The 16018-nt window shown below is 67.7% G+C and carries 12 protein-coding genes and 1 riboswitch; of the genes, 3 read left to right on the top strand and 9 right to left on the bottom strand.

Going from position 1 to position 16018, the window contains the following annotated elements:
* Nucleotides 1-127 precede the first annotated feature (127 nt).
* The 4 genes from K1Y73_RS13085 to K1Y73_RS13070 form a co-directional block, all read right to left on the bottom strand.
* A complete protein-coding gene (locus tag K1Y73_RS13085) occupies nucleotides 128-2671 on the bottom strand; it encodes a putative PEP-binding protein (RefSeq protein ID WP_225028745.1) in 2544 nt (847 codons plus the stop codon).
* A 69-nt stretch (nucleotides 2672-2740) separates the two neighbouring features.
* Nucleotides 2741-5098 (bottom strand): glycine--tRNA ligase subunit beta, encoded by a 2358-nt coding sequence (gene glyS / locus K1Y73_RS13080; RefSeq protein WP_225028744.1) that lies wholly within the window; start codon nucleotides 5096-5098, stop codon nucleotides 2741-2743.
* A gap of 5 nt (nucleotides 5099-5103) precedes the next feature.
* On the bottom strand, nucleotides 5104-5577 hold the full coding sequence (locus tag K1Y73_RS13075) for a DUF6446 family protein (protein ID WP_225028743.1): 474 nt from the start codon (nucleotides 5575-5577) through the stop codon (nucleotides 5104-5106).
* On the bottom strand, nucleotides 5574-6527 hold the full coding sequence (locus K1Y73_RS13070) for a glycine--tRNA ligase subunit alpha (RefSeq protein WP_225028742.1): 954 nt from the start codon (nucleotides 6525-6527) through the stop codon (nucleotides 5574-5576). The genes K1Y73_RS13075 and K1Y73_RS13070 overlap by 4 nt, the downstream gene beginning before the upstream one ends.
* A 178-nt stretch (nucleotides 6528-6705) precedes the next feature.
* Between K1Y73_RS13070 and K1Y73_RS13065 the strand changes: the two genes are divergently transcribed.
* On the top strand, nucleotides 6706-8517 hold the full coding sequence (locus tag K1Y73_RS13065) for a trypsin-like peptidase domain-containing protein (RefSeq protein ID WP_225028741.1): 1812 nt from the start codon (nucleotides 6706-6708) through the stop codon (nucleotides 8515-8517).
* A gap of 79 nt (nucleotides 8518-8596) precedes the next feature.
* On the opposite strand, the gene K1Y73_RS13060 is transcribed toward K1Y73_RS13065, so the two are convergent.
* The 5 genes from K1Y73_RS13060 to metZ form a co-directional block, all read right to left on the bottom strand.
* Nucleotides 8597-10045: a TrkH family potassium uptake protein gene (locus K1Y73_RS13060; RefSeq protein WP_225028740.1), complete on the bottom strand. Its 1449-nt coding sequence runs from the start codon at nucleotides 10043-10045 to the stop codon at nucleotides 8597-8599.
* A 72-nt stretch (nucleotides 10046-10117) separates the two neighbouring features.
* A complete protein-coding gene (locus K1Y73_RS13055) occupies nucleotides 10118-10777 on the bottom strand; it encodes a DUF1287 domain-containing protein (protein WP_225028739.1) in 660 nt (219 codons plus the stop codon).
* Nucleotides 10778-10800: 23 nt separating this feature from the next.
* A complete protein-coding gene (locus K1Y73_RS13050; protein ID WP_225028738.1) occupies nucleotides 10801-10968 on the bottom strand; it encodes a hypothetical protein in 168 nt (55 codons plus the stop codon).
* Nucleotides 10969-10999: 31 nt separating this feature from the next.
* A complete protein-coding gene (gene folE2, locus K1Y73_RS13045; protein ID WP_225028737.1) occupies nucleotides 11000-12088 on the bottom strand; it encodes a GTP cyclohydrolase FolE2 in 1089 nt (362 codons plus the stop codon).
* 174 nt (nucleotides 12089-12262) lie between these two features.
* A complete protein-coding gene (metZ, locus tag K1Y73_RS13040) occupies nucleotides 12263-13444 on the bottom strand; it encodes an O-succinylhomoserine sulfhydrylase (protein WP_225028736.1) in 1182 nt (393 codons plus the stop codon).
* 51 nt (nucleotides 13445-13495) lie between these two features.
* Nucleotides 13496-13573, bottom strand: a riboswitch (SAM riboswitch).
* Nucleotides 13574-13783: 210 nt separating this feature from the next.
* Between metZ and K1Y73_RS13035 the strand changes: the two genes are divergently transcribed.
* Entirely contained in the window at nucleotides 13784-14701 is a 918-nt protein-coding gene (locus K1Y73_RS13035) for a hypothetical protein (protein ID WP_225028735.1), read from the top strand.
* 111 nt (nucleotides 14702-14812) lie between these two features.
* Nucleotides 14813-16018, top strand: a 1206-nt coding sequence (locus tag K1Y73_RS13020) for a tetratricopeptide repeat protein (protein ID WP_263626625.1), incomplete at its 3' end; no start/stop codon positions are given.

Genomic DNA, 16018 nt, shown 5'->3' with positions numbered 1-16018 from the left:
GGCGACCCGGTAAAGTCGCGTGACAAATGTGCAACGAAAATCGTGGTAAAATCGGCGGAAACTTGCCGAATTTCTTAATGTTTCACTTTAAGAAACAGTCGCAAACACATGATATGGTGTGAAATTTCTACCCGATCACACGATCTTTCAGGGCCAGATGCGCCGCCGCAAGCCGCGCCATAGGCACCCGATAGGGGCTGCAAGACACGTAATCGAAGCCCGCTTTGCGGCAAAAGGCAATCGATTCGGGGTTGCCGCCATGCTCGCCACAGATGCTGAGCGTCAGGTCGCTGCGGGTCTTGCGGCCGCGCTCGGCCCCCATCAGCAGCAACTCCCCCACCCCGTCCACATCCAGAATATGGAACGGATCCTCGGGGAAGACGCCCTGCTGCACATAGGTGTTCATGAACCGCCCGGCATCGTCGCGCGACAGGCCATAGGTCATCTGCGTCAGGTCATTGGTGCCGAAGGACAGGAAGGCCGCATGCTGGGCGATCTCGCCCGCGCGCAGCGCCGCCCGCGGCGTTTCCACCATGACGCCCAGCTTATAGTCGAAATCGGCTTTGGCGCGGGTCTTCACCATGGCGGCCACCGCGTCGATCCGGGCCTTGACCAGTTCCACCTCGCGCCGGGCGCTGACCAGAGGGATCATCACCTCGGGCACCACGGGCGCGCCGCGCCGCGCCGATTCCAGCGCGGCCTCGAAAATCGCCTGCGCCTGCATGTCGTAGATTTCCGGCAGCACCACGCCCAGTCGCACCCCGCGCATGCCCAGCATCGGATTGACCTCGCGCAGCGCATCGGCGCGGCGGGTCACTTCCGACAGCGGCCGGTCCAGCGCTTCGGCCAGATCGCGAAGCCCCTCGCGCCCCGAGGGCAGGAATTCGTGCAAGGGCGGGTCGAACAGCCGGATGCAGACCGGCAGCCCTTGCATGATTTCAAACAGTTGCACGAAATCCGCCCGCTGCATCGGCAAAAGCCGCGCCAGCGCCGCCGCCCGGTCGCCCGGGCTGTCGGCGAAGATCATCTCGCGCATAACGACAAGGCGGTCCTCGTCGAAGAACATGTGTTCGGTCCGGCACAGGCCGATGCCCTGGGCATCGAAACGGCGCGCCGTTGCGGCATCGGCGGGCGTGTCGGCATTGGCCCGCACACCAATATCGCGGAACTGGTCGGCCCAGGACAAAAGCAGCCGGAACGAGTCGTCCAAGGCCGGCGGCAGCATGTCGGCCGCCCCCACCAGCGCCTCGCCGCGCGAGCCGTCGATCGTCACCGCATCGCCTTCGCGGAACACCCGGCCATCGGCGGCGGTCAGCTTCTTCTCGCGCAGGTCCAGCCGCAATTCGCTGGCGCCGACCACGCAGGGCAGGCCTAGACCGCGGCCGATCACCGCCGCATGGCTGGTCATCCCGCCGCGTTCGGTCAGCACGCCGACCGAGGAATGCATGCCACGGATATCCTCGGGCGCGGTCTCGCGCCGCACCAGGATGCAGGGCTCGCCCCGCGCTGCACTGGCCTGCGCCGCCTCGGCGGTAAAGACCAGCCGGCCGGTCGCCGCGCCGGGCGAAGCGCCGATACCGCGGGCGAAGACATCGCGCGGCCCGCGCGGATCGACCTGGTGGTGCAGCACTTCGGTCAGCGCGCCGGGTTCCACCCGCAGCACCGCCTCGTCCTTGCCGATCACCCCATCCTCGGCCAGCGCCACCGCGATGCGCAGCCCCGCCCGGGCCGAGCGTTGCACCTTGACCGCATCCAGAACGGCCAGGCGCCCGTCCTCGATGGTGAATTCGATCTGCATTTCCTCGCGCAGCCGGGCCCGGCAGGCCGCGCCGAAGCGGCACAATTCGGCAATCGCCTCGGGCGCCACATCTTCCAGCGAGGGGCCGCGGCGGTCGCGGGTCAGATACAGCGCCTCTTGCGCGGCCAGGGCGTCGCGGCCCTGGCTTTGGCCCAGATAGCGCCCGGTGATGCGCGGGCCGCCGGTCACGCCATCGACGAACTGGATCACGCCCGAGCCGGAGATTCCCCGCCCGATGCCCTGGGCCATTTCCTGAACCACCAGGCCCAGCGCCGCATCGACCGGCGCGCCCTTGGCCTGGCGCAGAAGCCGCGCCGAGGTGCCTTCCCAGGCCCGCGCCATGCTGCGCAGCACTTCCGACAGCTGGCGGGCAGCGTCCTGCGGGAAAGGATCGTCGGTCTCGACCTCGTACAGCTTCAACACCTCGTCCAGCGCGCCGGGCCCGGGATGGACATCTTCAAAGACATCCGGGTCCAGCCGCGCGACATGGACGGCATAGGATTGCACGAAGCGCATATACAGCGCGTCCGCCGCGGCCTGGCCATGGGTTTCGCACAGCCGCGCATGGCGTTTGGCGTTCATGCCGATGTTCAGGATCGTCGCCGGCCCGCCCCAATCGGGATTGGCGGGCGAGGGCCGGACCGAGATCAGCGGCCCGTCGCCGAAGCGGTCCAGAACACCGGCCGCATCGACGCCCTGCCCCGTGGCGATGGCGCGCACGGTGCGGGCGGGCAGCGCCACCGATTTCGGCACCGGCAGGTCCAGCCGGACAAGGCGTTGCAGGCATTTCGCGCGCCAGCCGTGTTGCTCCGTCGCGACGCGCGCGGACGGGGTGATCTCGGCAAACTCGGGAATCGGGTCATGTTTCTGCACTGCAGCACCTTTCGCACAGGCAGAATACGCCGCAATTCATGTCACGCAAGCGCAACATTTGAACGCGTTTCAGCCCTCGATGCGCGAAAGATCGGCAACGCCCGAACAGACGGCCCGGATCCGGTGCAGAAGGTTCAGCCGGTTGCGCCGCAGCACAGCATTGTCGCTGTTGATCTGCACCGCGGTGAAGAAGGCATCGACCGGCCCGCGCAGCGCGGCCATGGCGGCCATGGCGCCGGCGAAATCCTCCGCTTTCATCGCCGCGCCGATCTTGGCCTCGGCCTGGTCGAGGGCGGCAAACAGCGCCTGTTCCTCGGGGCCTTCGGCGAATTTCGGATCGGCACCAAAGGAATATTCGACGCCGTCCTTCTTTTCCTCGGCCGACAGGATGTTGTTCGCGCGCTTGAACCCCTGGATCAGATTGGCGCCGTCTTCGGTCTTCAGCGTGTCGGAAAGCGCGGTGGCGCGCTTGACCAGCAGCGTCAGGTCGTCATTGCCGGGCATGGCAAGGCAGGCGTCGATGATGTCGTGCCGGATGCCTTGGTCTCGGAGGTAAACCTTGAGGCGGTCGTGGAAGAAGGCGAGGAGGTCAATATCGGAGTGGCGCTTCTCATCCAGTGGCGTCCATGGCCAATGCTCGGCAGCGTTGCGTTCGCGCGAGCGCAGGCTGAAACCCATGTAAGGCCAGCCGCTGCGTCCGATACTTGTGACCAAGTCGGGATCGGGATTGGACGTCTCCTTGCCAACAGCATCCGCAGACCAAGCGAAGCCGTCGGGCTCCCAGCCAGACAAACGGCGCTCTGTCATAAGTCGCTCGTAAATCGCGCTCATCGGGCGGCGATCCGGTTTGAGCGTTACAGCCTGCAGGACCCATTCCAAATAGGGGCGCTCTCTCGCTTCGCCGGCAATCACTGCCCAATCTAGGGCGTCAATCAGATTGATGCGAACCCCATTCCCCAGCACCAGCCGGATCACCCCCAGGGCCGCCCGTCGCAGCGCAAAGGGGTCTTTCGACCCCGTGGGCTTCTCGTCAATCGCCCAGAAGCCGGTCAGCGTGTCCAGCTTGTCGGCCAGCGCCACCGCCACCGAAACCGGCTCGGACGGCACGGCATCCGACGGGCCCAAGGGAGAATAATGGTCGCGCGCCGCATCGGCCACTGGCTGCGGCAGGCCGGCCTCTATCGCGTAATAGCGGCCCATCACGCCCTGCAATTCGGGGAATTCCCCCACCATGGCAGACCGCAGATCCAGCTTCGCCACTTCGGCCGCCTTCGCCGCCTGATCCGGGTCGGCCCCCACCAAGGGCGCGATTTCCCGCGCCAGCGCGGCGATGCGGGCGATGCGGTCGGCCTGAGAGCCCAGCTTGTTGTGGAAGGTCACATGGGCCAGGCCCTCGGCCCAGTCCTGCATCCCCGCCCTGGCCACCCGCAGGTCGTTCTCCCAGAAGAACCGCGCATCGGACAGCCGCGCCGACAGCACCTTCAGATTGCCCTTCAGGATCGTCGCGCCGTCATCCGGTGTCTCGATATTGGCGACGGTCACGAAGCCTTCGATCCGGCCGGTCTTGGCATTGCGGCAGGAGAAGAATTTCTGGTGTTCCTTCATGCTGGTCTGCAGCACTTCGGCCGGCAGGGCCAGGAACGCCTCGGGGATGCGGCCCATCAGCGGCACCGGCCATTCGACCAGACCGGCGATTTCGGCCAGCAATCCGCGGTCCTCGACCACTTCCAACCCCGCCGCGAAGGCCAGGTTCTGCGCGCCCTGCCAGATATGCGCCTCGCGCTCGGCCGGATCGAGCATGACCTTGGCGCGGCGCAGCTTGGCGGCGTAATCGTCAAAGGACGACACGGTGAAGCGGCCGATCCCCATGAAACGGTGGCCCTCGGTCGTATTGCCCGACGAAATGCCTTCGACCGTCAGCGGCACGACCTGGGCGCCCGCCTCGTCATGCAGCAGGCACAGGATCGAATGCAAAGGCCGCACCCAGCGCAGGGACCCCGCGCCCCAGCGCATCGACTTGGGCCAGGGGAAGGTGCGGATCGCGGCTTCCAGCACTTCGGCAATGATCGCCTCGGCCTTGCGGCCCGGCTTTTCGATCACCGCGAAATAGACCTCGCCCTTCTTGTCGGCGCGCTTTTCCAGCTGGTCCAGCGTCAACCCGGTCGAGCGCAGAAAGCCCTCGATCGCCGCCGCAGGGGCCGCGGTGTTCGGGCCTTTGCGTTCCTCACGCACGGGGCGGCTTTCGGCCGTCAGCCCTTCCACCGCCAGCACCAGCCGCCGCGGCGTGGAAAAGGCGCCGGCGCCGGCATAGGTCAGCCCGGCCTCGACCAGACCATCGGTCACCAGCTTCTTCAGCGTCTCGCGCGCCATGCCCTGCATCCGGGCCGGGATTTCTTCCGAGAACAGCTCGATCAAGAGGTCCGGCATCGGGATCAGTCCTTCATCTCGTCATTCAGCTGGTGCCAGGCAAAGGCGCGCCCGTCCTCCATCACCGCCACCACCCGGTCGACGCCGGGGTGGATGTCATGGACCGACAGGAAGGCGATGGCCTGACCCTTTTCCAGCGCGGCGCCGATGGTTTCGGCATTGTAGCAGTCAAACCAGCCCGGGCCCACGGTGGGGGTCGGGTTGTCATAGATCTGATAGGTCTCGGTCAGCAGCCCCAGGCTGAGCGGCACGGTGAAACAGGCCCGGAAGCGCAGCGGAGAGCTGTCGGCGTCGATGCCCTGCGCATTCTCGTAGAGGATCGCCTCGGGCGCGCCCCCGGCAACCGTGGTCAGCAGAATGTCATTGCCATCGCCGAAGGCGACCGGCTGGTAGAAGGCATAGACCTGCAGCCACCAGATCAGCAGGCCTGCGGCAGCCCCGGTCAGCACGATGAACCCCGCGACGATCTTGCCATTCACGACGCGACCCCATGCGCCAGATCGGAGGCATCCGCCCCGGCTTCCGTCTGGCGGAAGGCATCGGCACATTTCTTGGCCAGCGCGCGGACGCGGCCGATATAGGCCTGCCGCTCGGTGACCGAGATCACCCCGCGCGCATCCAGCAGGTTGAACAGGTGGCTCGCCTTGATCGTCTGGTCATAGGCCGGATGCGCCATGATGATCCGCTTGCCGGTTTTCGGGTCTTCGGGCGGGAAATCCAAGAGGCGCTGGCATTCGGCCTCGGCATCCTCGAAATGGCGAAACAGCATCTCGACCGTGGCGCCGTCGAAATTGTGGCGGCTGTATTCTTCCTCGGTCTGGCGGAAGATGTCGCCATAGGTCAGGGCAATCGGCGCCTGCGGATCGTTGAACGGCATGTCCATGACATGGTCAACGCCCATGACATACATGGCCAGCCGTTCCAGCCCATAGGTCAATTCGCCACTGACGGGGCGGCAGTCATGCCCGCCGACCTGCTGGAAATAGGTGAACTGGCTGACTTCCATCCCATCGCACCACACTTCCCAGCCCAAGCCCCAGGCGCCCAGCGTCGGGCTTTCCCAGTCATCCTCGACAAAGCGGATGTCATGCAGCGCCAGATCGATCCCGATCGCCTCGAGCGAGCCCAGATACAGCGCCTGCAGATCGGGGGGCGAAGGTTTGATGATGACCTGATACTGGTAGTAATGCTGCAGCCGGTTGGGGTTCTCGCCATAGCGCCCGTCGGTCGGGCGGCGCGAGGGCTGCACATAGGCCGCCGCCCAGGGTTTGGTGCCCAAGGAACGCAGCGTGGTCGCCGGGTGGAAGGTGCCGGCGCCGACTTCCATGTCGTAGGGCTGCAGGATCGCGCAGCCGCGGGCCGCCCAATAGGCTTGCAGCCGCAGGATGATCTCCTGGAAAGACTTCGGCGTCTCGATGCCGCTGGCCATGGCCCCGCCCCTTCTTGCAATGCGCGCCCGTCCTATCCGCCTGCCCTGCCCGGGTCAATTCCCCGACAGGTCGCGCGGCGGCGACCCATTCCTGCTTGCCCTTGCCTTGCCCTTGGCTAAGGTGCGCGCCAGTGACCGGCCCGGGCGCCGCCCCGCCGCAAAGGAACAGTTTGCCCGTATGATCCCCGCCCTTCGCGCTCGCGCCCCGCAGATTCCGCTTGCCGCCCTTTTTGCCCTGCTTGCGCTGACCCTTCTGGCGCTGCCCCGGCCCGCCATCGCCCAGCAACAGATCTGGGTGCAGATCGAGGCGCTGCCGACGCTGGACGAGGCCGAAGACCGCGCCCGCGCCTATGCCGGGGTCTTCCCCGAAACCCAGGGCTTCCGGCTGCGCTCGGGCTGGTACGGGATCGTGCTGGGTCCCTATGGCCGCGACGAGGCGTTGGCCCAGCTGGCCGGGCTGAAGCGTGAGCGGCTGATCCCGGCCGACAGCTATGTGACCGATGGCGCCGAGTTCCGCGGCCAGTTCTGGCCGGCCGGCGCTGATACGGACCCCGAGGCCCTGCCCGACGAGCCGATGATCGCCGTGCCCTCGCCCGAGCCGACTGTTCCCGAGGTGACCGAACCCGAACCCGAACCCGTGGCGGAACCTGCCCCCGAGCCCGAGGAAAGCCTGCAAGAGGCCCGCGCCTCGGAAGCGGCCCTGTCCGAGGATGACCGCAAGCTCTTGCAGACCGCTTTGGGCTGGTATGGCTATTATGCCGGCGCGATTGACGGCGCGATCGGGCCCGGCACGCGCAAATCCATGGCCGCCTGGCAGGAAGCGATGGGATTGGAGCCGACGGGCACCCTGACCAGCCGCCAGCGCGCCACGCTGGTTGCCAATTACCAGGCCGAAATCGACGAATACGGCTTTGCCAATGTCTCGGAACCCGAGGCGGGCATCGACGTGACCCTGCCGCTGAATCTGGTCGAATTCGACCGCTACGAGCCCCCCTTCGTGCATTTCAAGGCCAAGAACGGCTCGGATCTGCAGATCGTCCTGATCTCGCAGCCCGGCGATCAGGGCAGTTTCTTCGGGCTTTACGACCTGTTGCAGACCCTGGAAGACCTGCCCGAAACCGGCGAACGCAGCCGCGGCGACAAGGAATTCTCGATCCACGGCACCTCGGCCAACCGCGACAGCCTGGCTTGGGCGCGGTTCGAGGGCGGCTTCATCAAGGGCTGGATGGTACTGTCCACCCCCGCCCATGCCGAACGCGACGCGCGGATGATCCAGGTGCTGAAGCAAAGCTTCCGCGCCGTGGGCGATACCGCGCTGGATCCGGGGCTGGTGCCGCTGGACGATGCGGCGCGGCGCGGGCTTCTGGCCGGGCTGGATGTGCGGCAGCCGAAATTCTCGCGCTCGGGCTTCTATATCTCGGCCGAGGGCGCGGTGCTGACCACGGCCGAGGCGGTGGCGCAATGCGGCCGCATCACGCTGGACCGCGAGATCGAGGCCAAGGTGACGCTGGCCGATGCCGCTTCGGGCCTGGCGGTGCTGATGCCCGAGCGGGCGCTGGCCCCGGCGGGCGTGGCGCAGTTCCAGATCGCGCCCGACCGGATCGGCGCCGAAGTGGCGGTGGCGGGCTATTCCTACGAAGACCGCCTGCCCGCCCCGGTGCTGACCTGGGGCACGCTGGAAGAGCTGACCGGGCTGAACGGCGAGCCGGGCATGAAACGGCTTGGCCTGACGCCCCTGCCGGGCGATGCCGGCGGGCCGGTGATCGACGCCTCGGGCGCGGTTCTGGGCATGCTTCTGCCCGCGCCCAAGGGTGGCGCGCAGCAATTGCCGCAGGGCGTGGCCTTCGCGGCCGCCGCGGCGGCGATTGCCGAGCGGTTGCAGGCAGGTGGGATCGCGCTGCAGACCTCGGACCGCCAGGGCGCGCTGCCGCCCGAGGACCTGAGCCATATCGCGACCGACATGACCGTTCTGGTCTCGTGCTGGGAATAATCCGCGCGGCGCGTCGGGCTTTCGGGACTGACGCGCCCTGCTGACCCGAGCTTCTGGCCCGTGCTTCTGGCGCCCCGCCTCAGCGGCGCCAGAACGAGGGCAGGATCAGCACCAGGATCGCCAAAAGACCCAGCCGGCCCAGGATCATCGCCAGCGTCATGATCAGGATCGCGCCTTCGGGAAAGTCGATGAACGTGCCGGTGCGCACAACCAGCGGCCCGAAGCCGTAGCCCACATTGCCAAGCGAGGTCCAGACCCCGAACAGCGCCGATTCCCGATCGACGCCCAGAAGCGTCATCGCCACCGACAAGACGCCCAGGATCAGGATGAACGAGGTGATGAACATGATCAGCGCATGGATCACGTCATCCTCGACCGTGCGGCCTTCGTATTTCACCGGATCCACCGCCGAGGGATTGGCGATCTGGCGGATCTGGCGGCGCAGCACAGCCATGGCGATCTGCACCCGGAACACCGACAGGCCGGCGGCACTTGACCCCGAACAGGCGCCGATCACCCCCAGCGCGAAGGCCACGATCAGCATCAGCCCGCCCCAGCTGGAAAACGACCCCGCGCCGAAGCCGGTCGAGGACATGATCGAGGTCAGGTTGAACAGCGACTCGCGGAAGGCGATCTCCCAGCCGGTGCCGGCGGTGATCACCCGCCAGACCGCCACGATCAGAACCGCGCTCATCAGCCAGACGAAATAGGCGCGGGCCTGGGCATCGCGCCACAGCGGCGCGGGCGTGCCGTTGATCAGCTGGACATAGCGGATATAGGGCAGGCTCGCCAGGAACATGAACAGCGCCCCGGCATAATGGATCGGCGGCGCATAGGGCGTGAACGAGGAGTCGTTGGTGGAAAACCCGCCCGTGGCGACCGTCGACATGCCATGGATCACCGCCTCGGCCGCGGGCATGCCCAGAAGCCCATAGGTGGCGACGGCGATCACCGTCAGCGCGGCGTAGACGATCAGCAGCTGCTTGGCGATGTCGGTCGCCCGCGGCAGGGCCTTGCCGAAAGTGTCAAAGCCCTCGGTGCGGAAGAATTGCATGCCCCCCACCCGCATCAGGGGCAGGAAGATCATCGCGATGAAGGCGATGCCCAGCCCCCCCAGCCAGTTCAGCATGCCGCGCCACAGGTTCATCCCCAAAGGCAGGTCGGCCAGGCCCGAGATCACCGAGGATCCGGTGGTGGTGATGCCCGAGACGCTTTCGAAATAGGCATAGATCGGCGGCAGGCCCGGTGCGCCCAGCCAGAAGGGCAAGGCGCCGAAGGCGGGCACCAGAAACCAGATCGCCGCGGTCAGCACATAGGCCTGGCGCACATCCAGCGCCGCCCCCAGCCCGTTTGCGGTGGCCAGCGACAGCGTGGCGCCGACGACGCCGGTGAACAGCGCCGATTGCAGGAAGGCGAATCCGTTCGAATCGCCGGCCCGCCAGTCGACGATCGCCGGCGCGACCATCAGGATGGCAAGGACGATCAGAATCCGTCCGATCACATAGGCCACGGGGCGCGGGTCGATCATGGCCGAAGGGATAGGGCCAATCGCCGGGCCCGTCAAACCGCCGCCGTCACCGGGGCCGCCCGGAACCGGCGCCTAGCCCTGCAGGGCGCGCATCCGGTCCAGGGCGGCGGGCTCCAGCCGGTAGAGGCCGGTCAGCGGATAGGCGAAAAGCCCATCCTCTTCGCGGGTGCCGCGGCCGATATTGTGCAGGACCAGCGGTCGTTCCGCGCCCGGCGCCGCGCGGTCCGAGACGATCATCAGATGCGGCAGATTGCCCGGCAGGACCGAGGTCACCACATCGCCCGGCCGGAACGCCTGGGCCTCCGCGAAAGGCGCGCGGTCGGCTCCGATCCGGCGGAAAAGGCATTGCAGGTTCGGCACGCGGCGGTGGTCGATGTTGCGGTCGGGCCGCTTCAGCCCCCAAAGTGCCGGATAGGCCGCGAAATCGGCTTTCATATCGGCATTCACCACCGCCTGCAGGTCCAGCCCCTGCGCCCGGCGCAGCGCGCGGATCAGCACATCGGTGCAGACCCCGCGCTCAGGCGCCACATCGCCGCCCGGAAAATCCAGCGCGACATAGGCGGGATCATAGATCAGCGTCACCCCCGCTTGCGCGCGCGCCGCCGCGACCAGGGCCAGCCCCTCGTCCGATCCGCCGGGCCAGACCCCTGCCCCGCCCGCGCCCACGCGCCACAGCGCCGCCGCAGCAAGGCCCGCCAGGCCCGCGCGCAGGATCCCGCGTCTGCCGATCATCGCCGCCGCCTTACCCGCCCGCCTTACCCGCCCGCCGTGCCCGGCTGCGGCCAGCTGACCGGCGCCGCGGCATGATGGACCTGCGGCAAGGGCCCGGCCGAGGATCCGCCAAGCACCCGCGCCACCGCCACGGCCAGCATGACCGCCATCAGCATGGCCTGACTTTTCGGCCCAAGACGCAATCCGCGCATGTCACCCTTCCTGCCGGCAAACCACCCCGCATCATCCGACGTGATAGAGCGACCGGAACAGCGTAGGGTCAAGGCTTTCGGCGGCGAAGGTGGGGCCTTCGGTCAGAAGGCTCACCGCATCGTGAGAATGCAGGCTTTCCTGATGGCTGGCCAGCACCCGGAAATCGCCCACCCGGGCGTCGGCCAGCAGCGATTGCGCGAAACTGCGCGCCGCATCCTCGACGAAGATCGGGTTCGCCGCGTTCAATTCGGCGAAGGCCTGTTCATCCTCGCGCTTGACCATGACCTGCGTCTCGGTCGGCACGCCCGCGCGGGCGAGTTCGATCAGATCCTCGAACCACAGGCATTTCGCGCCCGGCCTCAGCTCGACCGAGATCCGCGCGACAGACCGTTGCGAATGCGGCGTGGCCAGTTGGCCGCGGGTCTGGCGGGCATGTTCCGACAGCTCCAGCGAACAGGGGCAGGTCGAGGAATAGACATAGTCCAGATGCATGATCCGCTTGCGGATGCCCGCGCGGTCCACCAGTTCCAGCGCGATGTCGTAATATTGCCAGCCCGACAGGCCCGAGCGCAGCGAGGCGACCTTGACCGGGAACGAGAAGCGCATCTGGATGCGTGCATCGAAACTGTCCAGGTCGCGCTTGTAATCGTCCAGCGCGTGTTCGATCACCTGGAAGGAAAAGTCCTTTTCGGCATGGGCATAGAAGGACCGCAGGATGCGGCTCATGTTGATGCCCTTCTTTTCCGCCTCAAGGCTGACGGTGCCGGTCACGCTGGTCTCAAGCGTGATCTCGCCCGCGTCGCGGGTGCGGTAACGGATCGGCAGGCGAAAATTCGAGATGCCGACATGCTGGATCACCCGCCGGTCGCCGACGATCAGGCTGGCCGGGCCGTTCTGCAGATCGGGCAGCGTGTCGCGATAGGCGGCATCGGCGACGAAATCTTCCGGATAGGCGCGAGACAGCGCCGGATAGCCCGCCAGAAGCGCGCCGACCGACGGGTCCAGCGCCGAGATCTCGGCCTCGGTCGCCCGATCGGCCCAGCGGCGCAGCGTGGCCAGCGCCGCCTTCGCCTCATCGGGCGAGGGGCTGCGGTCGGGTTCGGGAAGATGGACGTTCATCGGGCGATCCTTTTGGTTCCAGCCGGCAGCCATGCCGACCTTCAATTTCCGGATGTCTACGTTCTGATCCCCTTCCGGTCCGGCCGGAAGGGACGTGTCTTTCGGAAAGACGCCCATCATTTGGGCATGCCGGGCCGAAAAGCAAGGCTTGGCGGTATCGCAAGCCCTGGCAGGTCAGGCCGCGTCCAGCGCCTGCATGAGATCGGCGACCAGATCGCCCGCATCCTCAAGCCCGACCGACAGGCGGATCAGCCCCTTGCTGATGCCCAGCGCATCCTTCTGCTCTTGCGGCAGGCGCTGATGGGTCGTGGTGTCGGGATGGGTGGCGATGGTTTTCGCGTCGCCCAGATTGTTGGAAATCTTGGCGATGGTCAGCGCGTTCATGAAGCGGAAGGCCGCCTCTTTGCCGGCGGCGATGTCGAAGGTGACCAGCGTGCCCCCCGCGCCCAGCTGCGCCTTGGCCAGATCGTGCTGCGGATGGCTGGTAAGGCCCGGATAGATCACCCGTGACAGTTTCGGATGGCCCTCAAGCGCCGTCGCGATCTTCAGCGCCGATTCTGCCATGGCGCGACAGCGCAGGTCCAGCGTCACCATGCCGTTCAGCATCAGCCAGGCGGTGAAGGGGCTCATCGAGCCGCCAGTGTGCTTCATGTAGGGCTCAAGCACCTTGCGGATATAGTCGCGCGTGCCGCAGACCACCCCGCCCAAGGCGCGCCCCTGGCCGTCGATATGCTTGGTGGTGGAATAGACGATCACATCGGCGCCCTGTTCCACCGCGCGCGAAAAGATCGGCGTGGCGAAGACATTGTCGACGATGACCAGCGCGCCTGCCGCATGGGCGATCTCGGCGACGCCGCGGATATCGACCAGTTCCAGCCCCGGATTGGACATGGATTCGAAGAAGACCGCCTTGGTGCCGGGCGTGACCGCCGCGCGCCATTGATCGAGATCGGCGCCATCGACGAAGGTCACCTTCACGCCAAAGCGGGTCAGCACCTCTTCCAGAATGTACAGGCACGAGCCGAACAGCGCCCGCGCCGAGACGACGTGATCGCCCGCGCGCAGAAGTGCGGTCAGCGCGCCCGAAACCGCGGCCATGCCGCTGGCCGTGGCGAAGGCGTCCTCGGTGCCTTCCAGCGCCGCGATGCGATCTTCGAACATCCGCGTGGTGGGGTTGCCGTAGCGGGCATAGATGAATTCATCCTCGCCCGCCTTGATGAACCGCGCCTCGGCGGTTTCGGCATCCGGATAGGCGAAGCCCTGGGTCAGGAAGATCGCCTCGGCCATTTCGCCATATTGGCTGCGGCGGCTGCCCTCGTGGACAAGCGTGGTGCGGGTCTTCCAGTCTTTCGTCATCTTGCGCGGCCCCCGGCCAAGAAAATGCCCCGGCAATGCCAGAGGTGCCGGGGCGGGAGGCCCTTCACCTCTTTAGCGGCTTGTTTAACGTGGCCCGCAATCCGGTAACAAAGCGCCACAAGGCGCGGCATACGCCCAGGACCCGGCCTGGTCAAGGGTGGAGGGAACCGGGGCTCTGCCCCGGACCCCGGGATATTTCTGCAGAGAGGAAGGCCATAGGCTTTTGCGGGCAAGGCGGGCGGGGTCGGTTCATCCGGCTGTCACGGGCGCGTCACTGCTGCGTTGCGGCGCGGGCGCAGCATTCTGGTGACGTCCGGCGATTCCCGCCTGAGGCCAGCCATGACACAGGACCCGCGCCCGATCCGTGCCGATGTCACCCCCGAGGGGCTGGTGCTGGACGAGGCGCGTCTGGCGCGGAAACTGGCCGAACTGCCCGAGGGCGCGCCGGTCGTGGCCATGGTGCATGGCTGGCGCTATGCGCCGGATCTGCGCGGCGATTGCCCGCATGGCACGATCCTGGGCCTTGACCCGCCGGGCGGCAATCGACGGGTGGTGTCCTGGCCGCGGCATCTGGGGCTGGACGGGTGTCAGGGCCTGGCGATCGGGCTGGGCTGGCAGGCGCGCTGCGGGCTGTGGACGGCGCATCGCCGGGCGCGGCTGGCCGGCGCGGCCCTGGCCGAGATCGCCGAGCGGGTGGCGCATCTGGCGCCCGGGCGGCGGCTGCAGGTGATCGGCCATTCCCTGGGCGCGCGGGTGGCGCTGAACGCGCTGGCCGCGGCGCCGCCGGGCCGGTTCGGTCGGTTGATCCTGCTGGCCGCGGCCGAGACGCGGGGCTTTGCCGAAGCGGCCCTGGCCTCGCCCGCCGGGCGCGCGGCCGAGATCGTCAATGTCACCACGCGCGAGAACGATCTTTACGATGCGCTGTTCGAATGGGGCGTGCATCTGGGCCTGCGCACCTCGGTCGGCCAGGGTCTGGGGCGGGCGGCGCCGAACTGGCGCGATCTGTGGATCGACCATCCCGAGACCCGCGCCGCGCTGGCGGGGCTGGGCCATGCGCTGCCGCCGCCGCCGCGGCGGATCTGCCACTGGTCGCCCTATCTGCGCCCGGGGATCTTCGCGCTGTACCGCGCGCTGTTGGAGGGCAGCCTGCCCCTGCAGGCCCTGCCCCCGCCGCGCCCGGCAAGGCGCTGGTCGCGGCTTTTCACCCATGGCGGCGCCTGGGATCTGGGGCCGCCGCCCTCGCTGCCGCAGGCCTAGGGCCGTGGCCGCGAGGGCGGCGCATCCGGTTCCCGGCACTTGATTTTCCGGGCGCGCTGGCCAAGCTTGCCGCATTGACCGCGCCCTTGCCGCAGCCCCGGGGATTTCCGCATGCGCCTTTCATCCGTTCCGCTTCGCTCCTCGGCCGCCGCGCTGGCGCTGATGCTGCCGCTGGCCCTGCCCGCCGCCGCCTCGACCTGCGCAGATCCCGATCCGGCGCTGGACCTGGACCGGCGGATCGCCGATTGCGAGGCCGATCTGGCCTCGGTCTGGGACCGGTCGGGCTATCCGCATCTGGTGTTCAATCTGGGCCGGGCGCTGCGTCTGCAGGAACGGGCCGCGGATGCGCTGCCGGTGTTGCAAGAGGCGCTGGGTTACGCGCCGGAGAACCCGGCCTATTGGGCCGAGCTGGCGCGGGTCTATCTGGCGCTGAACGAGCCGGCGACGGCGGTGGCGATGTATTCGCAGGCGGCGGCGCTGGACCCGGCCGATCCCTATCTGCCGGCCGACCGGGCCGAGGCCTGGTTCACCCTGGGCAAGGCCGATGCCTGCGTGGCCGATCTGGACAAGGCGCTGCCGAAGCTGGTCGCGCTGACCGACGATGCGTGGTTTCGCAACCTGCATGGCCGCTGTCTGGCGGCGCTGGGCCGCGCGGCCGAGGCGCTGGCGGCCTATGACTCGGCCCTGGATGTGGCGCCGGGTTATGAGGATGCGCGCGGCAACCGGGTCTATGCGCTGCAAGCGCTGGGCCGCTATGACGAGGTCTTGCGCGCGGTGGCCGATCTTCTCGACCCTGCCAAGACCCCGGGCCTGTCGGCCAGCTGGGACGTGTCGCTGCGCGCGATCCGGATCGAGGCGCTGGGCTTCCTGAACCGCGGGGCCGAGATCGACGCCGATATCGCGGCGCTGCAGGCCAGCGATCCCGCATCGCTGGACATCGCGAACATGGTGGCCTGGGGCCTGTTCACCGCGGGCCGCCTGGACGAGGCCGACCGTGCGGCCGATCTGCTGCGCAAGGCGGCCGAGGCGGGCGATGCGCTGCCGGGCTTCATGGTCGACACGCTGGCGCAGATTGACCTGGCAAAAGGGCGAACCGATCAGGCGCTGGAGGGCTTTGCCCTGGCCGCCTGGCGCGATCCGGGCCTGGCGCAGGGCTGGGTGCCGGCGCTGACTGCGCAGGGCTATCTGCCGCAGACGCGGCTGGCCGATGGCATACTTCTGGTGCTGCGCGCCTGTGTCGCGGCACGTGGGGCCGACTGCCGCGTGGCGCCGCTGCCGGTGAACCCGAAGGCGCCGATCGTGATCTCGCGCCCCTCG

It is taken from the genome of Xinfangfangia pollutisoli, assembly GCF_020179405.1.
Taxonomy (GTDB): Bacteria; Pseudomonadota; Alphaproteobacteria; order Rhodobacterales; family Rhodobacteraceae; genus Pseudogemmobacter; species Pseudogemmobacter pollutisoli.
Note: the sequence above shows the minus strand (reverse complement) of the source record. Positions and strands in the feature narration are given on the sequence as shown.